Below are 26008 nucleotides of genomic sequence, written 5' to 3' on the forward strand. Positions count from 1 at the left end.
GAGGTTGTGGGGTTCCTAAGTGAGAGTGGGAAGGGCGGTCATTGCTGCCCGTCGTTTCCCTCTCCGCTCATCCGTTAGCTGTTGAGGCGGCGGGCGGCGCGCAACGCGGCGTCGCCACGAGACCTCGTCAGCTCGCGCTCAGACTTCAGGTCTTCCTGTGCCTGTGCTTCATCGACCTCAGAGGCCCAGATGGACCAATCAGCGAGGACGGTGATCTTGTTCTCGGACACGGAGAGGAAGCCACCCTGGACGGCAGCGACGAGACGATCGCCGTCCACCGGGTGGATGGTCACAACACCATTGTCGATCAACTGACCAACCATGGGCTCATGTCCAGGAAGCACGCCGATCTCACCCTCGGTGGTCTCAGCCGTCACCATGGTGGCCTTTCCGGTCCACAGCAGGCGCTCAACCGAAACCAATTCGGCGGTGATGTCAGCCATGTGCCTCTCCCTACTTCTTCTCGGTCAGCTTCTTGTACGCAGCCTCGACGTCGTCCAAGCCACCCAGGCCGTTGAAAGCCTGCTCCGGGTAGTGGTCGAATTCGCCGTTGCAGATGCGCTCGAAAGCGTCGATGGTATCGGCCAGCGGCACGTAGGAACCCGGCAGGCCGGTGAACTTCTCTGCGACGAAGAAGTTCTGGCCCAGGAAGCGCTCGATACGACGAGCACGCTGAACGGTGATCTTGTCTTCCTCAGACAGCTCGTCCATACCAAGGATGGCGATGATGTCCTGGAGCTCCTTGTTCTTCTGCAGAATACCGATGACACGCTGTGCCACCTCGTAGTGGCGCTCTCCCACGATGGACGGCTCCAGAATACGAGAGGTAGAGGTCAGCGGGTTCACTGCCGGGTAAATACCCTTCGAAGCAATACCACGGTCCAACTCGGTAGTGGCATCGAGGTGGGCGAAGGTGGTCGCCGGAGCCGGGTCGGTGTAGTCATCGGCCGGCACGTACACGGCCTGCAGGGAGGTAATGGACTTACCCTTGGTGGAGGTAATACGCTCCTGCAGCACACCCATCTCATCAGCCAGAGTCGGCTGGTAACCCACGGCGGAAGGCATGCGGCCCAGCAGGGTCGAGACCTCAGAACCGGCCTGGGTGAAACGGAAGATGTTGTCGATGAACAGCAGCACGTCCTGGTTCTGCACATCGCGGAAGTACTCCGCCATGGTCAGGCCGGACAGAGCCACGCGCATACGGACTCCTGGCGGCTCATCCATCTGGCCGAAGACAAGCGCGGTGTCCTGGAGAACGCCCATCTCTTCCATCTCGAGGAAGAGGTCGGTGCCCTCACGGGTGCGCTCGCCGACGCCGGCGAAGACGGAGGTACCGGAGAACTCGCGTGCGATACGAGTAATCATCTCCTGGATAAGAACGGTCTTACCCACACCTGCACCACCGAACAGGCCGATCTTGCCGCCCTTGACGTACGGGGTCAGCAGGTCGATGACCTTAATGCCGGTCTCCAGGATCTCGGTCTTACCTTCCAGCTGGTCGAATGCCGGCGGCTCGCGGTGGATACCCCACTGCTCGCCGTCGCGGCCCAGACCCGGCTGGTCAAGGCAGTCACCGAGGGCGTTGAAGACGTGGCCCTTGACCACATCGCCCACCGGGACGGAAATCGGCTTGCCGGTGTCGGTCACTGCGGCACCGCGGACAAGGCCGTCGGTCGGAGCCATGGACACGGCACGGACGAGGTTGTCACCGAGGTGCTGAGCGACCTCAAGGGTGACGGTCTTTGCAACAGCCTCGAGGGTCACCTCGACGGTCAGTGCGTTGTACAGTGCCGGCAGCCCGCCACGCGGAAACTCCACGTCGACGACCGGACCGATGACACGCACCACACGGCCGGCGGTAGCCGACGACTGTGTGTTCTGCTCTTGCAGAGCTGTAGTCATAATCTAGTCACTTTCTGCGCTTTCGGCGAGCGCCCCAGCGCCACCGACGATCTCTGTGATTTCTTGGGTAATCTGCGCCTGACGAGCCTGGTTGGCCACGCGCGAGAGGTCCTTGACCAGCTCGGTAGCGTTGTCGGTTGCAGACTTCATTGCGGTACGGCGTGCGGCGGACTCGGAGGCCGAGGACTCCAAGAACATCGCAAACAGGAGGCGAGAAACGTACTGCGGAAGCAACGCTTCCATCAGGGTGTCCGCATCCGGCTCGAAGTCGTAATCAGGAGTGATCTGATTATTCGGCTCGGCGTCGGAAAGCGCGGACTCACCCAGATTGTAGTCCTCTTCCTCGATAACCGGTACCACCGGCAGCAGCTGCTGCACACGCGCGGTCTGGGTCAGCATGGACTCGAACTCGGTGTACACAACGTGTACTTGGTCGAAACCGCGAACGGTCTCGCCCTCCACGTGAATACCCTCGCGGGTCTTGGCCTGGCCATTCGAACCGGCAACGAAGCCGTCGATAATGTGGCGGCGCACATCGTGCGTCTTTTCCCAGGTCGGATCCTGCGAGAATCCAGTCCAGCTGCCAGCGACCTCGGCCTCACGGAACTTGTAGAAGCCAACGCCCTTATTACCGGTGACGTAGCGGACGGTCTCGAAACCCTCGCTCTTCAGCAGGGCTTCCAGCTCGGCCGCCTTCTTGAAGATGTTGTTGTTGTAGCCACCGCACATACCGCGGTCAGAAGAGACCACGAGAATGGCGGCTACCTTGGCATCTTCGCGTTCCCGGAGCATCGGGTGATCCAGGGACGTGTGCGCCGCCAGCTTGTTGAGCACGCTGGACAGTTCACGTGCATAAGGCTGCGCCGCTTCTACCCTGGCCTGAGCCTTGGTAATGCGCGAGGTAGCAATGAGCTCCTGTGCCTTGGTGATCTTCTTGGTGGAATTGACGGACCGGATACGGTCACGCAGTTCACGAAGATTAGCCATGGTGTTCGCTCCTCCCTTCTTTTTCTAGACGGTTAATTCTTAGAGCGTGCGAAACTCTATTTGGCCGTCTTGCGGGAGACGTTGAGCTCGGTCTTGTTCACGTCATCCGCGGCGAGCGGGTCAACCGGCGCCTCGGTGCCGAGGTTGTGGCCCTCGGTGGTGCGGAAGGACGGAGTGAAGTCCTTAGCTGCTGCAACAAGTGCATCCTTGGACTCGTCGGTCAGAGCGGTGCCGCCCTGGATCTGCTCGAACACCTGCGGGGTTGCAGAGTTGAGGTGATCGTGCAGCTCCTTCTCGAAGCGGCGTACGTCCTCGACGGGAACGACGTCGAAGATGCCCTGGTCTGCGAGGAAGATGGATACCATCTGGTACTCGACAGGCTGCGGGGAGGACTCGGCCTGCTTGAGCAGCTCGACGAGGCGCTCACCGCGCTCCAGCTGAGCCTTGGAGGCCGGATCCAGGTCGGATGCGAAGGCCGCGAAGGCCTGCAGGTCACGGTAGGCAGCCAGCTCAAGACGCAGGTTACCGGCAACCTTCTTCATACCCTTGGTCTGTGCAGCACCACCAACACGGGAGACGGACACACCGACGTTAATTGCCGGACGGACGCCCTGGTTGAACAGGTCGGACTCCAGGAAGACCTGGCCGTCGGTAATAGAAATAACGTTGGTCGGAATGAAGGCGGAGACGTCGTTCGCCTTGGTCTCAATGATCGGCAGTGCGGTCATGGAACCTGCACCCATGTCGTCGGAGAGCTTTGCAGCACGCTCCAGCAGACGGGAGTGGAGGTAGAAGACGTCGCCCGGGTAAGCCTCGCGGCCCGGCGGACGGCGCAGCAGAAGGGAAATCGCACGGTAGGCCTCAGCCTGCTTGGTCAGATCATCGTAAATGATCAGGACGTGGTTGCCCTGGTACATCCAGTGCTGACCCAGAGCTGCACCGGAGAACGGTGCCAGCCACTTGAAGCCGGCGGCGTCGGATGCCGGAGCAGCCACGATGGTGGTGTACTCCAGAGCGCCGTGCTGCTCCAGGGTGTGGCGCACACCAGCGATGGTGGAGCCCTTCTGGCCGATGGCGACGTAGATGCAGCGAACCTGCTTGTTCTTGTCGCCAGATTCCCAGTTAGCCTTCTGGTTCAGGATGGTGTCGATACAGACAGCCGTCTTACCCGTCTTACGGTCACCAATGATCAACTGACGCTGACCGCGACCAATCGGGGTCATCGCGTCAATAGCCTTGATGCCGGTCTGCATCGGCTCTTCCACCGGCTGACGCTGCAGCACGGACGGTGCCTGCAGCTCGAGGACGCGGTCCTCTTCAGCGGTGATCGGGCCCATGCCGTCAATCGGCTGGCCCAGGGGGTTAATTACGCGGCCGAGGAATTCCTCGCCCACAGGGATGGAGAGAACCTCGCCGGTCCTCTTGACCTCGTCGCCTTCTTTCAGCGACTCGAAGTTGCCCAGGACCACGACACCGATGGAGTTGGTGTCAAGGTTCTGTGCGACGCCAATCACGCCGCCCGGGAACTCGAGCAGCTCATTCGCCATGACGGACGGCAGGCCCGAAACCTGCGCAATACCGTCAGCTGCCGAAATGACCACGCCGACCTCCTCACGGGAGGCCTCCGCGGAGTAGCTCGAGGTGTAGTTCGCAATCGCGCTACGGATCTCGTCGGAGGAGATCGTCAGCTCCGCCATGTTCTTCCTGCTCTCGGTAGTATCTTCCAGCAATTACTTAATCGTTTCTGTCGTTTCGGCTTATGCCATCTGCGCGCGAAGGCGGGCGATCTTGCCTGCCGTCGAGCCATCGATGACTTCATCGCCGACGCGGATGGTCATACCACCGAGGAGGCTGGTGTCAACCTCAGAGTGGATGGACATCGCACGACCATAAATTTTGCCCAGCTTTTCAGCGAGTGCTGCCCGCTGGCTATCGTTCAGCTCACCCGCAGTGGTCACGCGCGCGATGGTACGGCCCTGCAGCTTGGCTGCGGTGTCCGCCAAACCGGCGAGATCATCAATCGGGTTCTGCTCCGGGCGGCCAATGGCCTGCAGCGCGAGCGCCTCAGTAACCATCGTGACCTTGCCGTAGAGCACGCTTGCCAGCAGCCCGACCTTACGATCGGACGTAGCAGTACGGTCTGAAAGCAGCTGGGTCAGTTCGCCTTCTCGGTCAAGCACGCGCGACAGGGAGAAGAGCTCGTCTTCTACCTGGCCCAGCTTGCCCTCAAACTCAGCGCCACGCAGCAGTGCGCGGCGGCCGAGGATGATGAGGCCACGGGCGATATCACGCGGGCTCGACCACTGTGCGGCGGCGGCCTCCTGCAGCACCTGGAGTGCTACCGGGGTGACCTTCCCGCCGAAAAGGGTCTGGACCAGGGACTTGCGCTCCTCTGCGGTGGCGGCGTCGTCGGTCAGAGCGACGCGCAGTTCGCGGTCGCCGTCGAGGACGCGGACTACCTCGAAGAGGTCCTGGCCTGCCTGGGTAGCAGTCGCTACCGAGCGGTCGCTGGAGAGGAACTCATCCAGCTTGGACTCAGTGGTAGCGAGTGCTTCGCGGCTAGCTGCCTTCATCGTTGCCTACTTTCCGGCCGGTGCCACAGTGTCGAGCTCGGACAGGAAGTTATCAATCGTGGAGGACTGCTTGGTGGCGTCCGAAAGTTCGCCGCCGAGCAGCTTCTCTGCCAGGTTGATGGAGTTCTGCCCGATGTCGGAACGCAGCTCAGACACGACCTGTGCACGGGAAGCTTCAAGCTGCTTCTCGCCGGCGGTCAGGATGCGACGAGACTCTTCCTCTGCAGCTTCCTTAGCCTCTGCCTCGATCAGCTTGCCGCGCTCACGCGCCTGCTCACGAATCTCCGCAGCCTCTGCTCGAGCGTCAGCGAGCTGAGCATTGTACTTTTCCAGGGCGGCCTTTGCTTCGGCCTGCTGAGCCTCCGCACGCTTAAGGCCACCTTCGATCCGGTCTTCACGCTCCTGCAGCATCTTGTTGTATGCCGGAAGAACGAGCTTCCAGAACACAAGCAGGATGATGGCGAACGGAATGAGGGACCAGACCAAGTCGTACATCTTGGGCAGAAGGATGGAGTTACCGCTCTCCAGCGGCAGGTGCTCACTTCCCTCTGCTGCAAGGTAGTAAATGACGTTGTTCATGGGGCTCCGTTCTTAAAGTTCGATTTACTTTGTGTAAAGCGCTCTTTAGAACAGGAAGCCTGCAACGAGGCCAATCAGGGCGAGGGCCTCAACGAAGGCGATACCCAGGAACATGGTGGTACGCAGCTGACCAGCCATCTCCGGCTGGCGAGCCATGCCCTCGACGGTCTTGCCGACGAGGATACCGATGCCCAGACCCGGGCCGATGGTTGCGATGCCGTAGCCGATAGCACCGAGACCCTTGAGGGTGGACTCGTCAGCGGCCTGAGCAAGAATGATTTCGTTCATGATGAAAGTCGTTCCCTTTCAATGTTTTCCCACGGACTTGTCCGCGGGGGATGTGGTGGTTTTGGGGTATTTAGTTAACCGCGAGGTTCGCGTTGTTGTTAGTGCGAATCTGCATGCAGCGATAGTTCGATGTATACCGCCGTCAGCAGGGCAAAGATATATGCCTGCAGGAAAATGACGATAATTTCGTAAATCGTGAACAGAACCGCTGCGACCAGCGTCAGGCCACTCATGGCAGTCCAGCCGTTGAACTGGAAGAAGAAGAAGTTCGTTGCCGAGTACAACAGGACCAAAATGAGGTGGCCAGCCAGGAAGTTCGCCATCAGACGAAGAGCCAGCGTGACTGGACGCATGACAAACGTAGAGAAAGCCTCAATCGGCACAACAAGCACGTGCAGCAACGGCGGCAGGTTAGGAATAACCACCGAAGACTTGATGAACTTGCCGAAGCCAAAGCGCTTAGCACCGGCGTAGATCATGGCGATGTACGCGACGGCTGCCAGCACGATTGGCATACCAATACGAGCGTTCGGAGAGATGTTTAGAGCTGGAACAATAGTTGCTACGTTCCAGAACAAAACACCGAAGAAGATCGTGGCCAAGATCGGAAGGAATCGACGTCCTTCCTTACGGCCCAAGATGTCTTCTGCGATGTGAATTCGTACGAAGTCAATCGCATGCTCCGCTACGTTTTGCAATCCTTTAGGAACCAGCTTCGGGTTCCTAAAGGCGACAACAAAAAGGAGCACCAGAATGGCCGCCATGAACAGGCGAACCAGCATGATGCGATCCAAAGCGAACCAACCGTTGGCGAAATCGGCGAACAAGAGATCGACGACTTCACCATCATCGGTTACGTGCCCCGGGAAAAATTCTGGATCCAGTTCGGGTGCGTGAAACTCACCCTTCATGGCCAATGTCGTAACGCTCAGCGTTCTCTCCCGTGTTCGGGCCACACAGCTTGTCGAAGGCTATGTGGTGCGATGGACGTCTCAAGCTCTTTGCCCTGTCCACGGACTCCGTCGCACATCAGCGTAAACAGGGCAAGGATAAACCGTACTTTTTCGGGATAGCATGACGCTAACCCGCGGTAACCCGAAGAGAATGCTATCAGTTCGCCCTCAAGTTTTCGCACGTGGGGGCACCGTTGCGGACCTAAAGCCACAGCCCAGCACCAGAAAGCCTCATAAAAGGCCCGCATTCTGCCAAAACCCTGCTGAGTGTATTTGGTCACATACCCACGTTTTCCCACCTTGACGGGGGTAATGAGCAGGTTGAAAGACGTGTCTTACTACACAAAAGCCACCCTCCCGGGGTCACCGGAAGCAGTGGCCTGTGATGGAGATCGAGGCACGCTAGGACACGTAGGTCACGTTGGAAGTAATCACACCCCAGACCTCGGTTCCCAGCGTCACCGCCAGCGCTAGCAACACAGTCACAAACAGCGCCATCGTGTCATAGAAGTCCAAGTCCTTAATCAGCAACAGCACCATGATGAGGATGACCACCTTGAGCAACCAGCCGCCGAGCACCACAGCCATCGTGGTCGAGGGAGTAGTCCGCGCGGTAAGGAGCACCGAAGCTGCGGTAAAGAGCACGAAGCCGCCTCCGATAGCAGCGCCGACGAGCACTCCCCAGATGCCGGGCAACCCACGAACGCCACCCCAGAGGGCCAGGGATGCGATGGTCACTACGACGAGGCCAATGGCTCCGAGGCGCAGGGCGCGCTTGAGGGGACGACGATGATCGTCATAGGGCGATAGCTCTTCGGAAGTCGTTGAATCAGTCACAGCCCCATACCCTACCTCAGGAGGGATCCGTTTCCAGCACCACGCTAGTCGAGCGCGGCCGGCGTCCAATCTTGCCCTGGCGCAGCGGAATCAAGGTCACGCCAAAGGCTACGAGGAGCGCAAAAACAGCGAGCACCACCGCGACAGGGGCTGGAACGATGGAGAAGGAAACCGCCCCGAAAGCCACCGCGGAGACCCACAGATAGAGCACCAGCACGGTGCGGCGGTGCGTATGCCCCAGCGACAGCAGCCGGTGGTGGATATGCGCCTTATCGGCAGCGAAGGGCGAGCGCCCCTGCGAAACACGCCGAATGACCGCCCAGACAAGGTCCAGGACTGGAATAAAGACCGCGGCAACGACGACGATGACGGGTGACATCAGCGCCACGATGTCCACGGTGCCGTAGAGGGACATGTTGATCTTGCCGGAGGCTGAGGTCGACGCCGCGGCGAGCAACAAACCAATCAGCATCGCTCCGCTATCCCCCATGAAAATGCGGGAGGGCTCAAAATTATGCGGAAGGAATCCGGCACACACACCAACGAGTGCCGCCGCGATAATCGCCGGCGGATAGGCCGATACGGTACCGCCTTGGTCATGCAGAACAGTCAAGGAGAAGACCAGGATGGCCCCGCCGGCAATCATGCCCAGCCCAGCCGCCAAGCCGTCGAGGCCGTCGACGAAGTTGATGGCATTAATGAGCAGTACGGTAAAGAATGTGGTCAAGAGTGTTCCCTGGACCTGGTCCAGAATGACCGTGGTTCCATCACCAAAAGGCAGAAAGAGAAGCGTCCAGGTCAAGCCCAATCCGCTCATAATGGCTGCGGCAACGAGCTGCCCGATGAGTTTGACCAAAGCACTCAGTTCCAACAGGTCATCCACCACACCGACAACCACGATGGCGGCAGCGGACCAGAGCACAGCGTTCATCTCTGGCGTGACGGGCATAAACCCGCGAGTCAAGGCTGGAAGCTGGCCGGCGAGGTACACTGCGGCGGCAAACCCCGTAAACATCGCCACTCCGCCAAGCTGCGGGGTGGGCTGGGAGTGACTATCGCGCAGGCGGATCTCCGCCACCTGGCCACTGCGCACCAGAAAGGTGCGCACCAGTCCGGTGGTGAGGTAGGTAAACGCCGCGGCGACGAAGATCACCAACGCCAGCTCACGCAGCGGCACTCCGGTTCCAGCCACTGATGTCTCCTTAAGAGGATTGGGAGCCCGGGCGTGTACGCAGGGACTCTGCAGACACTCCGATGACCTCGCCGATCTGCTCGGCGCTCAAAGCACCTTCGCGCAGCAGATACGGGTGTGAGCCGGACAGATCAATGATGGTGGAGGGCTTGCCCACCTCAGCTTCTCCCCCGTCGAGGTAGACCGTGACGGCCTTACCCAGCTGCTGCTTGGCAGCAATCGCAGTGGTCGGCGGAGTCTGTCCAGAGATATTCGCCGAGGACACCGCCATCGGGCCGACCTCGCGGAGGAGCTCGATTGCAATGGGGTGCAGGGGCATGCGCAGCATCACCGTGCCGCGGGTATCGCCCAGGTTCCACGGAAGCGAAGGCGCTTGCGGGACCACGATGGACAAACCACCAGGCCAGAAGGCCTCGATAAGCGTTTGTGCGGTGTCATCCAAAGTGGCGACAAGGCCTTTTACGGTGTCCCAGGATCCCACGAGCACCGGCACCGGCATGTCGGGGCCGCGGTGTTTGGTGGCCAGCAGGCTCGCAACGGCGTCATTATCGAAGGCGTCGCAGCCCAACCCGTAGAGCGTATCGGTGGGCATGACCACGAGCCGCCCTGACTTGGCAGCCTTGACGGCAAGGGCCATTCCTTCTTCGCGTTCTGCCGCGTCCGCACAGTTATAAATCTGTCCCTGCATTGGTCTCTCCTTTAATTCCGTTCCTATCGGCTTGTCGACCAATCTTCGACCAATCTACTGTACTCCCCGTTCGGCCGTGACAAAGCGGGCGGTGCCAGTCAGATCCTTAAGTACCTCGATGTGCGTGAACCCGCCATTCGCACGCAGGGCTTCTTGCACCTGTTCAGACGTGTCATCATCGTGTTCAATGCCCACCTTTCCGCCGGGGCGAAGCAGTGCGGCGATGGTCGGAATCATCGCTGTGATGGTCTTCATGCCGTCTGCTCCCCCAAACACCGCCTCGTGGGGGTCTTGGTAGACCTCTGGATCCAGGTCCGGGGTCTCGGGGACATAGGGCGGGTTGGTCAGCACGAGGTCGACGGTGCCGTGCAGCTCCGAAAGCACATATGGATCCGTCACGTCGCCCTGGATCAGCTGCACATCACGGTCATGACGTGCAACGTTGCGGCGGGTGTAGGCCAAGGCGGCGTCGGCAAGCTCCACTGCCCACACCTCGGCCTGCGGCACGTAGTGGGCGACGTACAACGCCAGTGCACCGGATCCGGCGCACAAATCCACGACGCGGGGAGGGTGCGCGTTAGTCTTCGTCTCCCATGAGTTAAGTTTCTTCGTCTCCCACGAGTTAAGTTTCTTCAGAAACTTAACTCCCCAGTCGGCGAGCGCCTCCGTCTCTGGGCGCGGGATGAACACACCGGGGCCGACCTCGAGTTCGAGGGGGCCAAACCACGCCGCTCCTAGGATGTGCTGGAGAGGCTCGCGCGCTTCACGACGCCCCACCAACGCCCCATATGCCACGTCAAAGCCGGGGATCGGAGCTTCGTTTAGCGGGATATCCATGTGGCCGCAGTGAATGAGGTGGGCAGCCAACAGGCGCGCATCCCACTCGGGTGAGGGTACCCCGGCAGTGCGAAGGCGCTCCGTGGCATCACGAAGCGCCTCCTTATAGGTGTGAAAAGTCACCGTATCTAACCGTGCCTTAGCCTTCTAGCCTTCGGCCTCAAGGCGCTCCGCGCGCTCCTGGGCTTGCAGAGCTTCGATGAGATCCTGCATATCGCCGTCGAGCACGGAGTCAAGATTATTGGCCTTGTAACCAATGCGGTGATCGGTGATGCGGTTCTCCGGCCAGTTATAGGTGCGGATGCGCTCGGAGCGGTCCATGGTGCGCACCTGGGAGGCGCGCTGCTCGCCGGCCTCGGCCTCGCGGGCCTCGCGCTCCATCTGGTCCAGGCGAGCCTGCAGCACCTGCAGGGCACGCGCCTTGTTCTGAATCTGCGAGCGCTCCTTCTGACAGGTCACCACCAGGCCAGTGGGCAGGTGGGTAATACGCACAGCGGAGTCAGTGGTGTTCACGCCCTGACCACCCTTACCGGAGGAACGGTAAACGTCGACACGGATGTCCTTGTCATCGATATTGACGGAGTCGATCTCCTCCGGCTCCGGGTAGACCAGCACACCAGCAGCAGAGGTCTGGATGCGGCCCTGGGACTCGGTCACCGGCACGCGCTGTACACGGTGGACGCCGCCTTCAAACTTGAACACGCTCCACGCGCCATCGCGCGAGGGGGTCTTGGACTTGAAGGAGATGGACATATCCTTCACTCCGCCAAGGTCAGACTCGTTGAGGCCCAGGACCTCCCACTGGAAGCCTGCCTTGTCGGCGAAGCGCTCGTACATGCGGGCCAAGTCACCGGCGAAGAGCGCTGCCTCTTCGCCACCAGCACCGGCCTTGATCTCCATGATGATGTCCTCGGAGTCATGCTCATCGCGCGGGGCTAGGAGGTCCGCGAGTTGCTCCTCCAGCTGCACGACGAGCGGCTCGAGGCGGTCAACCTCAGACTGGAACTCGTGATCCTCGTAGGCCATCTCCTTGGCGTCGGCCAAATCCTGGCGGGCCTGCACCAGCTCTTCGTTGACGGCGACGATGGGGCGCAGCTCAGCGTAGCGCTTGGACAGCTTGCGGAATTGCGACTGATCCCCGGCTACGTCTGGGTCAGCCATCTGCATTTCGATGCCTTGGTACTCGGAGATGATGTCATCAACGAGGGAAACCTGGTTAGACATTACTTGTAGTCCTCCTCGTCCGTGTCTGCCGCCATGGGCGCGGACGAAGCGACCTGCATGAGGAACTCGCCATTAGAGCGGGTCTTCTTGAGCTGCTTGATGAGCAGGTCAATGGCGGCGAAGGAGTCCAAGCCGGAGAGGATGCGGCGCAGCTTGGTCATGATGCGTGCCTCCTCCGGAACGAGCAGGAGCTCGTCCTTGCGGGTACCGGAGGGGTTGACGTCCACGGCCGGGAAGATGCGGCGCTCGGAGATAGCGCGGTCAAGCTTGAGCTCGGCGTTGCCGGTGCCCTTGAACTCCTCGAAGATGACAGTGTCACCGGTGGAGCCGGTCTCCACCATCGCGGTGGCGATGATGGTCAGCGAGCCGCCATTTTCGATGTTGCGGGCAGCGCCCAAGAAGCGCTTCGGCGGGTACAGGGCGTTGGAGTCCACACCACCGGACAGGATGCGGCCCGACGCCGGGGAGGAGTTGTTGTACGCACGGCCTAGACGGGTGATGGAGTCGAGCAGAACGACGACGTCCTTGCCCTGCTCCACCAAGCGCTTGGCGCGCTCGATAGCCAGCTCTGCCACCGAGGTGTGCTCTGACGGAGGGCGGTCGAAGGTGGAGGCAATGACCTCACCGTTGACGCTGCGCTGCATGTCCGTGACCTCTTCGGGGCGCTCGTCCACGAGGACCACCATGAGGTAACACTCCGGGTTATTCGTGGCGATGGCGTTGGCGATGTTCTGCAGGATCGTCGTCTTACCAGCCTTCGGCGGGGAGACGATGAGCGCGCGCTGGCCCTTACCAATCGGCATGATGAGGTCGATGACGCGAGTGGTGAGGATCTTCGGGTCCGTCTCCAAGCGCAGGCGCTGGTTCGGGTACAGCGGGGTGAGCTTGGCGAAGTCCGGGCGCTCCTTCGCGGTGGACGGATCCAAGCCGTTGACGGTGTCGACCTCCACCAGCTGGTTGTACTTGCGGCGGTTGCGGCCGTTGCCGTGGGTGTGGGTCGGGCCGGAAACTTTGACCTTGCCGGTCAGGGCGTCGCCTGAGCGCAGGCCAAGGCGGCGCACGAGGTTGTTGTTGACAAAGACATCGGAGCTCGCCGCGCGGTAGCCGGTGGTGCGCAGGAAGGCCACGTTGTTGTCCACGACCTCGAGGATGCCGCCGACTACCTGCACTTCATCGCCCTCGCGGATCTGCAGGTCATTGCCACCGTTGCCGCCGCCATCGCGGTCACGCCCGCGGCGGTTGCGACGGTTACGGCGGTTGCGGCGGCCTCCGCCGCCGTTGTTGTCATCATCGTTGCGGTGGTTATCGCGGCGGTTGTTGTTCTGGCCACCGCCGTTATTGCCGCCGTTATGACCGTTGCCACCGTTGCCGTGGTCACCGTTGTCGGAGTTCTTTCCGCCACGGGACTGGCTGTCCTCGGACTTGCCGTCGTTGTCCTCTGCGCCATTGTCATTCCCGTTGCCCTTGGACTCTCCGCGGGCCTCGCGCTCCTGACGGCGCGCACGGTTGCGGCGAGCACGGCGGGCCTGGGAGCGGGACTCGTAGCGCTGCTCGTCGTGGCCGTCCTTGTGCTCGGACTCCTGAGCACCGTCCTCACCCTTCTGGGAGTTCTCGGATTCCTGCTGTGGCTGGTCCTGTTTCTTCTTGTCCTGCTCCGGCTGCTCGGAGGCCTGGTCAGCAGCACCGGCGGGGCGCGAGGCCTTGCGGGCAGCGCGACGCGGCTGTGCGTCCTTAGCCTCGCCCTCGGCAGCAGCCTTTGCGCCGCGTGCCGGAACCTGGCCGGTGGTCAGTGCAGTGATGAGGTCCCCCTTGCGCAGTCCAGAAACGCCGCGAAGTCCGCGCTCCGCAGCCAGCTTGCGCAATTCCGGCAGCTTCAGGGATGCGAGATCCTGTGCTGCGGTCTTGTCCGTATCGCTCACGGATATCCTTTCGTCGCTTCACCAACGCGCGCTGTCTTATCTGCCGCACCTGCACTGTGTGTGGTGCTGTTCCAAGCGGGCGTTGGAAGCCAGTGTGTAATTGAGATGGTCCACCGCCACCAGCGAGTTCACGCGACCGCGATCCCCGTGGGCGGTGGTTTTCTTTGGCTCTCCCCCCTCTCCGGCCCTGCGGTACGGAACATGAAGAACTCCTTGCAGAACTCCTGAAAAGTTCTCAAGGAAGCGGCCGCGGGTCAATCGCGGGGAGATATTTTAAGAAGGCGACTGCGAGCGTGTCTCTCCCCTCTCACCGTCGCGCACACCGTTGGACTGCCATGAGTTTTCACCACAGGTGTGTGCGCCGTAGAGGGAGCTCGGAGGTGCGGGGAAGGCCTTCCCCGCCAGTCGCCGACAACTATACCGCATCCTTCCACCGCGCTCACACTGACACGGCTAAAGTAGTGCGCATGCTCTCCACAATGCAGGATATCCCGCTGTCCCTCACTCGCATCCTGGAGTACGGTTCCACTGTCCACGGCCAAACCCAGGTGGTTACGTGGCACAGCGCCAATCCCGGCAATGAACGCGAAAAAACCACCTTCGCCGATATCGGCGCGCGCGCCGCTGCCTTCGCCCACGCCCTGCATGACACGCTCGGCATCACTGGCGATGAACGTGTGGGCTCCCTAATGTGGAACTGCGCCGAACACCTCGAAGTGCTTTTTGGCACCGCTTGCAAGGGGGCAGTATTTACCCCGCTCAACAAGCAGCTCATGAATGATCAGATCCGGCACATCATCAACCACGCTGAGGTCCGCGTCATCGTCGCGGATTGTCGCCTCGCCGAGCAACTGGCCCAGGTTCTAGAAGGCGTGGACTGTGTGCGTGCGGTGGTATTCACGGGTGTCGACAAGCCCAGCACCGCTCTGCCGGGCAACGTCGAGATTTATAGCTATGAGCAACTGCTGGATGGGCGCTCCACCGTGTATGACTGGCCGGTTCTGGATGAGCACACCGCCGCCGCACTGTGCTACTCCACCGGCACCACCGGTGCGCCCAAGGGCGTGCTCTACTCCCACCGCGCCCTGTACTTGGAAGGTATGCAGCTGCGCTCCTCCGATTCCTTGTGCGTGACCCACGGGGAGACATTTTTGTGCTGCATCCCCATCTACCACGTGCTGAGCTGGGGAGTTCCCTTCGCGGCGTGGATGACGGGCACGCCGCTGGTGCTTCCCGACGCCGACGTCTCCCCCGCCACCCTGGCCAAGGTCATCGCCGCCACCTCCCCGCGCGTGGCGCACGGTGTGCCCACCATTTGGATTCAGCTCTTCGTGCACTACCTCAAGAACCCACCGGAGCGCATGACCCTGACGGAGATCTTCGCTGGCGGCTCTCCTGTGCCGCCGCAGCTCATCAAGAGCTGGGAAGAGCGCTACGGCGTGGACGTGGTCCACGTGTGGGGCATGGCGGAAACCACCACGGTGGGCACCGTGGCTCGCCCGCCTTCAGGCGCCTCGGGTGAGGCCCGCTGGGCCTACCGTATTTCCCAAGGGCGCTTCCCTGCCGCCCTGGAATACCGCGTGGTTAACGACGGCCACGTGGTCAACACGACGGACCGCAACGCCGGTGAGATTCAGGTCCGCGGCAACCTGGTTACTGGCGCCTACTACCACTCGCCCGCCTCGGAGGATGGCGGCGCTGCTCACGAGTTCCGCGGGAAAGACGTCGAGGACGCGGCTTCCAAGTTCACGGCGGACGGCTGGCTACGCACCGGCGACGTCGGCTTCGTCACCGAGGATGGCTTCCTTACCGTGGAAGACCGAGCACGCGATGTCATTCGCTCCGGTGGTGAGTGGATTTATTCCGTGCAGTTGGAGAACCTCATCATGGCCAACCCGGTGGTACTCGAATGCGCCGTCATTGGCTACCCCGACAAACAGTGGGTCGAGCGCCCGCTGGCTGTCACCGTGCTCGCCGCAGATATCAGCCCCACGATTGAGACCGCCGAGCGCCTGCGCAACGGTATGCGCTCTGAGCTGCCCTCCTGGATGCTGCCGGAGTACTGGACCTTCGTGAAATCCATCGATAAAACCTCGGTGGGCAAGTTCGATAAGAAGGACCTGCGCGCCCACCTTGCGGAGGGCGAATACAACATCATCCGTCTCAAGGGCCCGGGTGAGGCGCAGCGCCTCGATGCCGAAGAAGGCGACGGGGAAGCTTAGTCCCCTCCTATTCATTTGGCGCGCTTCGATCTAGACTTGCCAGCAATGTCCGCCCAGCCATCCCAGCCTTCGCCACGCACCTCCGTCCCGCTGACTCTGCCATTGCCGCGTGTACGGGGAGCGGGGATGCCGCCCTCGGACCTGCCGGCACCAGGAACCGAGGGCCGCCGTGCACTCGTGGATCGCTACGGCCGCCAGGCCCGCGACCTGCGCGTTTCTCTGACGGATCGCTGCAACCTGCGCTGCACCTACTGCATGCCCGCCGAAGGTTATGAGTGGCTGCCCACCGAACACACGCTCAGCGATGAAGAGACCATCCGGCTGATCCGCCTCGCAGTGGACAAGCTCGGCATCCAGCAGGTGCGCTTCACCGGTGGCGAGCCCCTTCTTCGCGGCTCCTTAGAGAAAATCATCGCCGCCACAAAAGCGCTCACTACCGATGAGGGCCGCTCTCCTACTGTTGCTCTCACCACCAACGGGCTGGGCTTGGATAAACGCCTGCCGGGGCTGCAGCGCGCCGGGCTGGACCGCATCAATATCTCCCTGGACACGCTCGATCCGGAGCTCTATGCCCAGCTCACCCGACGCGACCGCCTGGCAGATGTGCTGACATCCATCGATGCCGCGCTGGCCGCCGACATTGATCCGGTCAAGGTCAATGCTGTCATCATGCCAGGCGTCAACGAATCCGCCATCCTGCCGCTGGCCCGTTTTTGTTTAGAGCGCGGCGCGCAGCTTCGTTTCATTGAGCAGATGCCGCTGGGCCCACGGGAGAAGTGGACGCGTTCCCAGATGGTCACCGCGGAGGACATCTTGGCACGCTTGGCCGAAGACTTCGAGCTCACCCCGGCTAAGAAACCCCGCGGCTCCGCGCCGGCTGCACTGTTGTCCGCGGTCTCGCGCGATGGCTCCCTCCCCACAGGACACATCGGGGTGATCGCCTCCGTGACGCGGCCCTTCTGCGGGGATTGCGATCGCACGCGCCTGACCGCAGACGGCGCGGTGCGCAATTGCCTCTTCGGCAACTCGGAAACCTCCTTGCGCGACCTCATGCGGGCCGGTGCCAGCGATGCGGAGCTCGCCACCGCGTGGGCGGGTGAAATGTGGAGGAAATTACCGGGCCATGGGGTGGATGATGAAGGTTTCCTCCAACCAGATCGCCCGATGTCCGCCATCGGCGGCTAGATTGGGTGCAATGACAAGCACTGGGACTGACTTAAGTATCGAGGAGTATTTCGACCGCCTCCACGCGCTGGTCCGCGCCCTGCCTGCGGAGCATGTCCCACTCTCGCAGGGTCACGTATTGGCTGAGCCCCTCGTCGCCCGCCTGCCCCTGCCAGCGCAAGATAATTCCGCGATGGATGGTTTCCTCATTCCTCAGCCCTCCTCACCCGGCAGCCTCACCGTTCCTTTCACTCTGCCCGTCGTGGGTGATGTGCCTGCCGGCGCGTCTGCCCAGGCCCCGCAGCCCGGCACTGCGCTGCGCATCATGACCGGTGGTGCAGTACCCGCGAGCTTTGATGGTCTGGTCATCCCTGTGGAGGACACCGATATTCCGCCAGGCCCCGGGCCGCTGCCCGAGACCGTTACGGTGCACCGACTTCCCGAGCGCAACCACATCCGGCGGCGCGGCTCCCACATCGAGGCCGGGCACCAACTAGCCGGTGCCGCCACGCTGGTCGACGCCTCCCTCATCGCCGCCGCCATTTCTGCCGGGGTCAGCACCGCCGTGGTCCACCGCATCCCGCGAGTGAGCATTATCGCCACGGGCGAGGAGCTGCGCAACGGCCAGCTCCCGGATTCCAATGGGCCGATGCTCGAAGCACTCATGAGTGCCACCGGGCCCGTTGACATCACTCGCACGGTATGTGGCGATTCACCCGTTGAGCTGCGGCGCTGCTTCGACGCGGCTGCTGCTGATTCCGATCTCATCGTCACCACAGGCGGGGTATCCGCAGGAGCCTTTGACGTGGTTCGCGCGGTCATTGAGGATGTCGTGGAGCGCGGCTCTTATTGGTTCGGGCACGTCAACCAACGCCCCGGCGCGCCACAGGGCCACGCGCTGTGGAACGCCGTTCCCGTGGTGTGTTTGCCGGGCAACCCGGTGGCGGCGTTCGTCTCCGCACACCTTTACCTCACCCCGCTTCTGTGTTCCTTGCGCGGCCTTCCCCGCCCCACCGGAGTTTTAGACCGGCCGCATCTGACGGCCGTCGCCGGGGCCGACTTCCCGGATCCGCACCGCCCGCTGATCCAGCCGTGCTCAATTGCTCTGGGAGGAAGCATTACCGCCTCTCCGCCGCCTGGTCCACGCATGCGCAGCCACCACGTTGCAGCACTGCCGGGCACGCAAGGTTTCGCGCTGCTGACGAGCTCCGTCACCGCAGGGGAGCAACTTACCGTCTACCCCTACTAGATTCAGGGTCTCCCCTTCTACAGCCCCCACCCCTCCGTTGCTGCCAAAGATCGCGCCTCAGAAACGCGAATCGGCCCACTCTTCGTCAGATAGGCTGGGTCTACCCAAGGAAAGGACCCGCTGCAACAATGAAGTTCACTCATCTTAATGAGGCCGGCTCCGCCTACATGGTGGACGTCACCGAAAAACAGCCCACTGTGCGCACCGCCACCGCCCAAGGCGAAGTGGCATGCTCGCCGGAGGTCCTCACCGCACTGCGGGAGGGAGCCGTGCCGAAGGGCGACGTGCTTGCGGTTGCTCGAGCGGCCGGTATTGCGGCGGCGAAGAAGGTCCCGGATCTCCTGCCGCTGGCCCACACCATTGGTGTGCATGGCTGCGCAGTGGACATAGACCTGCGCGAAGACCACGTCTTCATCGAAGCCACCGTGCGCACCGCCGACCGCACCGGCGTAGAAATGGAGGCGCTGACCGCGGTGAACGTCGCCGCCCTAGCGCTCATCGACATGGTAAAAGGCGTTGACCGCTCCGCTTATATCCGGCGCTGCGGCATCACCGCAAAGTCCGGCGGCCGCTCGGGTGATTGGTCCCGCGAGCTGCCCGGCGCGGAAGGATAGAAAACAATGCCAGGTGTCATTGTTTTGGCGGGCGGACGCGGCACACGCATGGGTGGTGTGGACAAGGCAAGTATCACTCTCGCCGGTGAGCGCCTTATCGACCGTCTCCTGCGCCAGTTGCCCTATGATGCGCCGGTGGCGGTTGTCTCGCCCTACCACTTAGGCATGCCCCAGGTATGTGAAAAGCCCCTCTTCGGCGGGCCAGCCGCGGGAATCGCCGCGGGCCACGCCGCGCTGGTTGGTGCCGCAGAGTCCACGACCGCCATCTTTGCCGTCGATGGCCCGGATTCCCCACAGATGCTCCCCGCACTCGAGGTGGCTTTGGCAAGCTCCGGCGCTGATGTCGCGGTGGCCGCGCTCGATGGGCTGCCGCAGCCGCTGTGCGCGCTGTGGCGCACCGAGTCTCTCGCCCGCGCTCTGCACGAGCTCGGCAATCCCCGCAATAGGTCAGTCATGCGCTTATTGGGACTCGCGAAGAACATCACCGAGATCGAAGGCACCGCCGCAGTGCACGATATAGATACCCTGGACGAGCTTCGCGAACGGCGCGAGCGCCGAACTACTCAACGATGATCTGACCGTGCTGGCCCTTCTCTGCGTTCGTCATGAGGTGGTTCACAAAGGAATAGGTGCCCGGCTCGTTGAAGGTCATCTCCACGAATCCGCCCTGGGCGGGCAAGAGGTCCAGCGCCTGGGATCCGGAATCCTTCGCGCCCTTAAGCAGATAGGCGCCTTCCTTGTACACGGTGTCGAATTGCTCGCCCACGACGTGGAAGCTCAATAGCAAATCCGGGCCGAGGTTAACCAGCCAGATACGCACGGTATCGCCCACCTTGGCGCGCAGCGGTGCTAAGCCTTCGTCGTATTGATTGGGATAGTAGTTGAAGGCGGTGAGGTCATAGTCGCCATTGCTGACTCGCTGCGCATCCGCACCTTCAGCTTCCCTGCCCGCGGTGGCGAGGAAAACCTCGCTTGCCGTCATGACGTACTCCGCGTCAACGTCCCCCAGTGCATCCTCACCACGCGGATCGATAATGACTGCTCCTGCCATGCCGTTGGCAATGTGTAGACTCATCGGCATCGTTGAGCAGTGATACATCCAGATGCCTGCCCGGTGCGCGACAAATTCATATGTCAGCGACTCGCCCGGCTGAATCGTCTTCATGTTCTTATCTGGGTTGACTTCACCAGCGTGAAAATCCATCGAGTGCCCCATCGAGCCCTCGTTCTTGATGGTGATACGAAATCGGTCCCCGACCTTGCCGCGCAGGGTTGGTCCGGGTGCCTGCCCGTTGAAGAGCCACCGGGTTTGGCGCACTCCTGGGGCGACCTCAGCCTCCTCTTCTGTCATCACCCAGGTCTCCTCGTGAAGGTCGCCTTCCGCGGGAGCAAGGGAGGCATCGACGGCGTCGAAGCCCTCGCGTGCCGCCATGCGCTCGGCTGCTGAGGGCACCGTCGCCGGGGCACCAGCAGAGCCCGTGCTTGCCGACGCCCCCGCATGCTCATGGTCCCCAGATGCTGGCTCGTCGACGTTGACCATAAACGTCATCCCCTGCATTTTGTGCCCGGCGATCGTGCAATAGCCTTCCACGGAGTCATCGATGATCCCGGCATCCAGCTGCACGGTCTCACCTGGTTCTACCCTTCCGGTTTCCTCACGTCCGATCTTCAAGTCATGGACCTGGTCGCCCGTGTTATGAAAATTCACCACCAGGTGGCTGCCCGCAGCCACGTTAATAGAGGACGGAACAAAGGCCATGCCGTCGACAGAGACATCCACAGTGACGGCATCGGCGGAAGCTACCAGCGCCGGATCTTGTTTCCCCATCCGCGAATTGGTCACTGCCAGTGCAATGACCGCCACCAAGGCAACAATGATGATGAGCCAGGATGCCCACTGCTTCTCAGATTGCTCCTTTTTAACGGGCACGCTTGACATGAACTTCTCCTTGAGATGACGAGACGGCCCACACTAGGGCCGCACAATTGGCGATGAGGCCTAGCCCCATCATGATAAGCCCGGCGAAGGACACGCCAGTAATGCCAATGAGGCTCAGCACGCCGCCAAGGTTGATGAGCGCTACGCGCACGAACCCTGGAAGGTGGCCCCGCGCGGGATGAGCAGCCCCGGCCAGGATGGGCAGCATGTGGTGGAGCACCCCGGTCACGAGCTGCAGGAGGCCGGCGCCGACGAATGTGGGCATCAGGAGTAACGTCACCGCGCGCGGGTAGGCCCCGGCGAGAGTGGCCGCCGCGTCACCGGCACACAGTGCCAGCATCCATACCAGTCCCGCCATCGCGGACACGCTTGCCGTGGTCTTCACGCCACCAAGCGCGCCCGCGAGTACTGGCTGAATGATGAACACAGCGGCGAGGACGGTGAGTAGCTGCGCCATGCCGGCGGCGCGGGTGAGCCCGGAGGCGTCGGCAAGCATAGCCACCCCCAGCCCCACGCAATGCACGGTCAATGCTCGACCACACCGGGCCCGGGCGACCGATGAAATTGGCGTTCGGGTCAACGTGGGCAGCAGCGTGACCACGGTGCCCACAATGGTAAGCAGTGCAAACCCCCACACCATGCCGCGTGAATGCGCCGCCACCAACAGCGAGTAGTTACCCACCCCGTGCGCAGCCAGGATAACCAATAACACAGAGACCACCATGAAGCAGGCCGCGGCCAGATAAAAGGGCACGGTGACTGCAAAAGAGCCAGAAAGAGAGCCTCGAAGCTTAGACCACAACGCCCACAGGTGCCACGTGACTGCGACGATGACGAGTGAGGAGCCAATATCCGCGAGCATTCCCCAGTCGTAGCCGGCGCGATCAACGAGTAGCAGGACCAGACCCACCTGAACTAAGCCCACCCGTGCGCCTACCCCGCGGAAGCCGGTAGCCGGGGTGCGGGTCAGCGCTTCAGTGAAGTGGGTGCTAAATACGAGGATGGCGGTGGTCAGCGCTCCGAGGGTAAACGGATGGATGAGATCCCACCACACGACGGGTGCTCCCAGATAACTCGCCACGGTGATTCCCACGCCCACCGCGATCCACAAGGCCACGAGGCTAAAGGCAATGGTGTGCCAACGCCGGCGCGACGTCAACGAGACATCCCGCACAGATATACCTGACTTAGTTATTTGCACGGATATAATCGTAGTAAATTAAAGACGCGGGCAGCAACGCCAGCTCCCCCTAGAAAATCGAAACGGAAAAGATCAATGAACTTGCCGCTTATCGACGCCTCCAAGGGCCACGACATCCCCACCCTCAACGCCTCCGAAATCCCTCACGCGGTGCGCCACGGCGCCATCCATGGGGCACTCGGCACCCTCAACGTGGGCGAAGCCATGATCCTCATAGCTCCGCACGACCCCCTTCCGCTGCTCAAAGAGGTGGACCAGCGGGAGGAGATTTTCACTCACGAGTATCTTAAGAAAGAACCACAAGACGTCCACATCAAATTCACGCGCACCGAGTAATGCTGCCGTACCCTAACGAAGCATGCGCCTTCTTAGAATTGCTGCCCCCGTCATCGCCGCCGCGCTGACTGTTGCCGGTTGCGCCTCTGATTCCACAGAGCCCTTGCAGGTGTTTGCTGCATCCTCGACAAGAGTGTTGAATGACGAGCTTGCTAGCGCCTCCGGGACTCCCCTGGCCTTCAACAACGGCGGCTCTTCTGCTTTGGTGCAGCAAGTCGATGAGGGAGCGCCCGCAGACCTTCTCCTCACTGCTTCTCGGGAGACCATGGAGAATGCACTCGCTCAGGGCAGCGTGGAGACGCCCGTGGCCTTAGCCAGCAACGTCATGGTTATGGTCGTGCCGAAGGGTAATCCCCAAGGGCTGCGCTCCGCAGCAGACCTTGAGCCCTCGGCACGCCTAGTTCTCTGTGACCCGAGCGTGCCTTGCGGAGCCATTTCCACGCGCATTATGGAGGCCAATGGCTGGGATCTGCACGCCTCCTCCTTGGAGAGCCAAGTCGCTGATGTCCTGGGAAAGGTTGCTTCCGGTGAAGCGGACGCCGGGTGGGTCTATTCCACCGACGCCGCCGCGAGCGAAGATGTCGAGGCCATCCCGCTCGCCCACGCGGAAGACTTCCGCAATGAGATCATGGGCGCTGTGGTGGCTTCTTCATCCCGGCATGAAGAAGCCCAAGAAGTCCTCTCGCTTCTTGAGTCGGATTTTGACAGCACTTGGGAACACTTCGGCTTCACTCCGGTGAACTAGGTGTCGCGCATGATTCTGCGCGAACAGCGCCCACGAGCCCCTTGGCCGGTCATCGCCGCCGGCGCATTGGCAGCTATCTACATTCTCGCCCCAGTCCTCGCCTTGGGAGTGCGGGTGCCCTGGAGGCAACTCTCGGACACGCTGAGCTCGCCGATGACCCAGGATCTTCTCCGCCTCAGCCTGTTCGCGGCGGCGTGGTCTACAGTGTTGTCCACGTTGCTGGGCACCTGCTTGGCGCTGTGGCTGCAGCAGCTACGCCACGCCTCCCACCTGGTGAGACTGGTGGTCTACCTCCCCTTGGCCATGCCTCCCGTCGTGGGCGGCTTGGCTCTTACTGCCCTGCTGGGGCGCCGCGGACTGCTTGGTCCTGTTCTGGAGCAGGCTGGATTGCACGTGTCTTTCGCCTTCCCGGGTGTCGTGGCAGCCCATGTCTTCGTCACGCTTCCCTTCGCGGTGGTGGCGGTGGACTCCGCGCTGCGGCAACTCGATCCTGAGGTCATCGCCAGCGCGCGCGGCATCGGCTTAGGAGCGGGAACCATCCTTCGGCGCATCATTCTCCCAGCCATCCGCCCCGCTGTGTTCACCGGTGGTGCGCTGGCTTTCGCCCGCTCACTGGGTGAATTCGGAACAACTATCACCTTCGCCGGTTCCCTGCCCGGCTCGACCCGAACCATGCCGAGCGGAATCTACCTAGAGCGCGAGGTCAGCGCGGACAATGCCTATGCCCTTTCCGCCGTGCTTATTGGAATAGCCATCCTTGCGCTCACCGCCGCCGGACTGCCCCTGTTGCTGCGGCGTCGCCGCGAGCCGAAGGTGCGCATGCTCAAGCCGATGGATCCTGCGGCACTTCGCACTGCCACCACCCCTGTGGACTCAGCCCACGATCTTTCCGTAACTATCGGCAACGCCACCACCACGTTCCGGGGCGGGCGCATGACCGCGGTGGTCGGGCCCAACGGTGCCGGAAAGACCACGCTTCTGCGTTTCATTAGCGGGCGACTCCAAGGGGCACACACCAACGCCGAACGCGTGATCATGCTTTCTCAAAACCCTGGGCTGCCGCCCACTGCCACCGTGGCTCAAGCGTTGACGATGGTGACCAAAGACCCGCAAAGGACCAAAGAGTTGATCAACGCCGCCGGACTGCAAGAGCTGGGCCATGTATCCGAGCTTTCCGGCGGTCAAGCCGCGCAAGTTGCCCTCCTCCGCGCGCTGGCGGCGCGCCCGGCGGTATTGGTTGCGGATGAGCCCTTTGCCGCCATGGACGTAGAATCCGCCGCGCGTTGGCGCCACTTACTGCGCTTTTCAGCCACTGACCGTACCACCGTCATCGTCACCCACAGCCGCGTGGACCTCGACACGCTGGCGGACGACATCCTGGTGATGGAAGCCGGCAACATCATCTCTCAAGACTCCGCGAAGCGCCTACTGGAACGGCCCCCGTCCCGCTTTATGGCAGAGCTGGCAGGCGTCAATGTGCTTCGCGGCTACCATCAGAATGATGCATTTCAGCCAGCTCGCAACGGCGAGCACTGGGCGGCCTTTCCCCAGTCTGCGCTGCGCTTCGACCCCGCTGGCGCACTGAGCGCGACCATTGTGGCCGATCTGGGCAAAACCACCCTCATCGAGATTGACGGCCAACGAGTCACAGTGGGCGAGCCAGCAGGCAACAATGCTCCCAGCGACGAGGTCTCCGTGGCCCTCGACGCCACCGCCCTCACGGTCTACACCCGTACTTAATCCATGGGATTTTACCCACGTCGTCAAGCAGATCGTGGTGCCACTGAGCACCGCAATGGGAGAAAATCAATGCGCCGGATGTAGAATCCTTCTAGAGTTTTCAAGGAGTCACAGTTCATGTCCGCATTTGCTACGCCTAGCCCCCGCTCCTCCAGCGAGCTGTTTCCTGACACGATGAAGCTCTCCCCGAAGCAGCGCGACGTCCTCTCGGCCTTACAGAAATTCCCGCAAGGAGCACGGGCTGCCGAGATTGCGAAGAAGATGGGCATGCATGTCAACACCGCGCGCGGCCACCTGGATGAGCTCGTTCGCGCTGGCGCGGTGCGAGTAGTTACTGCTCCGGCGAAGGGGCGCGGACGCCCCTCACTGATCTTCCAAGTGCGGGTGCCGGACAACCGTTCAGTGGCGGAGGAATACGTCACGCTGATCAGCGTGCTCATCACAGCGCTGGCGGAAAAAGACCAGCTCAACGATTATTCCTCCGATCAGGCGCGGGAGCTTGGCCGCGAATGGGCCAAAACTGCGGCCACCAGCCATGGTGCTGAGGCACTCGGCTCGCTTTATCGGATGATGCGCGATATGGGCTTTGACCCGGTAACCTCGTCTGATCACTTCAACGAGGAGGGCCGCACTGATGTGGAGCTACACGCTTGCCCATTTGTCAGCGCCGGTGTGGAGCCCTCCCCCTTCGTCTGCGCCATCCACGATGGCTACTTGGAGCAGGCGGCTGCCGATTCCGGTGGGAGGTTAAGCCTGAAGCTGATCCCGAAGTCCGGAAACGGCGTGTGCCGAATCAACGTGGAAAAGGAGGCTAGCTAG

At 61.8% G+C, this 26008-nt stretch carries 25 protein-coding genes; 9 read left to right on the plus strand and 16 right to left on the minus strand.

The features are described 5' to 3' along the window. Positions 1-74: 74 nt before the first annotated feature. From HMPREF2896_RS04205 to rho, 14 genes are all read right to left on the minus strand, one after another. Positions 75-443, minus strand: a complete 369-nt coding sequence (locus tag HMPREF2896_RS04205; RefSeq protein WP_070443818.1) for a F0F1 ATP synthase subunit epsilon — start codon at positions 441-443, stop codon at positions 75-77. 10 nt (positions 444-453) lie between these two features. Then, complete coding sequence (atpD, locus tag HMPREF2896_RS04210; protein ID WP_010187062.1) at positions 454-1902, minus strand: F0F1 ATP synthase subunit beta; 1449 nt, start codon at positions 1900-1902, stop codon at positions 454-456. A 3-nt stretch (positions 1903-1905) separates the two neighbouring features. Then, a complete protein-coding gene (locus HMPREF2896_RS04215) occupies positions 1906-2889 on the minus strand; it encodes a F0F1 ATP synthase subunit gamma (protein WP_070443815.1) in 984 nt (327 codons plus the stop codon). Between the two features lie 56 nt (positions 2890-2945). Next, positions 2946-4586: a F0F1 ATP synthase subunit alpha gene (gene atpA / locus HMPREF2896_RS04220; RefSeq protein WP_070443812.1), complete on the minus strand. Its 1641-nt coding sequence runs from the start codon at positions 4584-4586 to the stop codon at positions 2946-2948. Positions 4587-4646: 60 nt separating this feature from the next. Next, a complete protein-coding gene (locus HMPREF2896_RS04225; RefSeq protein WP_070443809.1) occupies positions 4647-5462 on the minus strand; it encodes a F0F1 ATP synthase subunit delta in 816 nt (271 codons plus the stop codon). 6 nt (positions 5463-5468) lie between these two features. Then, positions 5469-6041, minus strand: a complete 573-nt coding sequence (locus HMPREF2896_RS04230) for a F0F1 ATP synthase subunit B (RefSeq protein WP_070645975.1) — start codon at positions 6039-6041, stop codon at positions 5469-5471. A gap of 45 nt (positions 6042-6086) precedes the next feature. Continuing rightward, positions 6087-6329, minus strand: coding sequence for an ATP synthase F0 subunit C (locus HMPREF2896_RS04235; protein WP_010187073.1), 243 nt, complete (start codon positions 6327-6329; stop codon positions 6087-6089). A 98-nt stretch (positions 6330-6427) separates the two neighbouring features. Beyond that, positions 6428-7240, minus strand: coding sequence for a F0F1 ATP synthase subunit A (gene atpB / locus HMPREF2896_RS04240; RefSeq protein ID WP_070645977.1), 813 nt, complete (start codon positions 7238-7240; stop codon positions 6428-6430). 444 nt (positions 7241-7684) lie between these two features. After that, the gene (locus tag HMPREF2896_RS04245; protein ID WP_070710982.1) at positions 7685-8119 is read right to left on the minus strand and encodes a Cg1360 family ATP-synthase-associated protein; all 435 of its coding nucleotides are present in this window, start codon (positions 8117-8119) and stop codon (positions 7685-7687) included. A gap of 16 nt (positions 8120-8135) precedes the next feature. After that, positions 8136-9311 carry an MraY family glycosyltransferase gene (locus HMPREF2896_RS04250; RefSeq protein ID WP_070443800.1) on the minus strand — a complete coding sequence of 392 codons (1176 nt, stop codon included), beginning with the start codon at positions 9309-9311 and terminating at the stop codon, positions 8136-8138. Positions 9312-9321: 10 nt separating this feature from the next. Then, positions 9322-9999 (minus strand): L-threonylcarbamoyladenylate synthase, encoded by a 678-nt coding sequence (locus HMPREF2896_RS04255; RefSeq protein ID WP_070443797.1) that lies wholly within the window; start codon positions 9997-9999, stop codon positions 9322-9324. A gap of 54 nt (positions 10000-10053) precedes the next feature. Further along, positions 10054-10959, minus strand: coding sequence for a peptide chain release factor N(5)-glutamine methyltransferase (gene prmC / locus HMPREF2896_RS04260; RefSeq protein WP_070717981.1), 906 nt, complete (start codon positions 10957-10959; stop codon positions 10054-10056). Positions 10960-10983: 24 nt separating this feature from the next. Further along, entirely contained in the window at positions 10984-12060 is a 1077-nt protein-coding gene (prfA, locus tag HMPREF2896_RS04265; protein WP_070443792.1) for a peptide chain release factor 1, read from the minus strand. Further along, entirely contained in the window at positions 12060-13979 is a 1920-nt protein-coding gene (rho, locus tag HMPREF2896_RS04270) for a transcription termination factor Rho (protein WP_070717983.1), read from the minus strand. The genes prfA and rho overlap by 1 nt, the downstream gene beginning before the upstream one ends. Before the next feature lie 467 nt (positions 13980-14446). Between rho and HMPREF2896_RS04275 the strand changes: the two genes are divergently transcribed. The 5 genes from HMPREF2896_RS04275 to HMPREF2896_RS04295 all read left to right on the plus strand — a co-directional run bounded on the left by HMPREF2896_RS04275 (position 14447) and on the right by HMPREF2896_RS04295 (position 19801). Further along, positions 14447-16201 (plus strand): long-chain fatty-acid--CoA ligase, encoded by a 1755-nt coding sequence (locus tag HMPREF2896_RS04275; protein ID WP_070717989.1) that lies wholly within the window; start codon positions 14447-14449, stop codon positions 16199-16201. A gap of 45 nt (positions 16202-16246) precedes the next feature. After that, on the plus strand, positions 16247-17386 hold the full coding sequence (gene moaA / locus HMPREF2896_RS04280) for a GTP 3',8-cyclase MoaA (protein WP_070718026.1): 1140 nt from the start codon (positions 16247-16249) through the stop codon (positions 17384-17386). Between the two features lie 10 nt (positions 17387-17396). Beyond that, a complete protein-coding gene (locus HMPREF2896_RS04285; RefSeq protein WP_070717992.1) occupies positions 17397-18614 on the plus strand; it encodes a molybdopterin molybdotransferase MoeA in 1218 nt (405 codons plus the stop codon). Between the two features lie 128 nt (positions 18615-18742). Further along, a complete protein-coding gene (gene moaC / locus HMPREF2896_RS04290; protein ID WP_070717995.1) occupies positions 18743-19228 on the plus strand; it encodes a cyclic pyranopterin monophosphate synthase MoaC in 486 nt (161 codons plus the stop codon). 6 nt (positions 19229-19234) lie between these two features. Further along, entirely contained in the window at positions 19235-19801 is a 567-nt protein-coding gene (locus HMPREF2896_RS04295; RefSeq protein WP_070717999.1) for a molybdenum cofactor guanylyltransferase, read from the plus strand. Here the strand turns inward: HMPREF2896_RS04295 and HMPREF2896_RS04300 are convergent. After that, the gene (locus HMPREF2896_RS04300; protein WP_070718005.1) at positions 19788-21167 is read right to left on the minus strand and encodes a multicopper oxidase domain-containing protein; all 1380 of its coding nucleotides are present in this window, start codon (positions 21165-21167) and stop codon (positions 19788-19790) included. The two genes, HMPREF2896_RS04295 and HMPREF2896_RS04300, sit on opposite strands and share 14 nt — an antisense overlap. After that, positions 21148-22347, minus strand: coding sequence for a beta-carotene 15,15'-monooxygenase (locus HMPREF2896_RS04305; protein WP_070718030.1), 1200 nt, complete (start codon positions 22345-22347; stop codon positions 21148-21150). Before HMPREF2896_RS04305 ends, HMPREF2896_RS04300 begins: the two co-directional genes overlap by 20 nt. A 96-nt stretch (positions 22348-22443) precedes the next feature. On the opposite strand from HMPREF2896_RS04305, the gene HMPREF2896_RS04310 reads away from it, so the two are divergent. From HMPREF2896_RS04310 to HMPREF2896_RS04325, 4 genes are all read left to right on the plus strand, one after another. After that, positions 22444-22704, plus strand: coding sequence for a DUF2249 domain-containing protein (locus HMPREF2896_RS04310; RefSeq protein WP_070710975.1), 261 nt, complete (start codon positions 22444-22446; stop codon positions 22702-22704). Between the two features lie 22 nt (positions 22705-22726). Then, the gene (gene modA / locus HMPREF2896_RS04315) at positions 22727-23449 is read left to right on the plus strand and encodes a molybdate ABC transporter substrate-binding protein (RefSeq protein ID WP_070718008.1); all 723 of its coding nucleotides are present in this window, start codon (positions 22727-22729) and stop codon (positions 23447-23449) included. Positions 23450-23458: 9 nt separating this feature from the next. After that, positions 23459-25189 carry an ATP-binding cassette domain-containing protein gene (locus HMPREF2896_RS04320; protein ID WP_246823992.1) on the plus strand — a complete coding sequence of 577 codons (1731 nt, stop codon included), beginning with the start codon at positions 23459-23461 and terminating at the stop codon, positions 25187-25189. A gap of 117 nt (positions 25190-25306) precedes the next feature. Further along, a complete protein-coding gene (locus HMPREF2896_RS04325) occupies positions 25307-26008 on the plus strand; it encodes a helix-turn-helix transcriptional regulator (protein ID WP_070443763.1) in 702 nt (233 codons plus the stop codon).

Source organism: Corynebacterium sp. HMSC069E04 (assembly GCF_001813175.1).
Classification (GTDB): domain Bacteria; phylum Actinomycetota; class Actinomycetes; order Mycobacteriales; family Mycobacteriaceae; genus Corynebacterium; species Corynebacterium aurimucosum.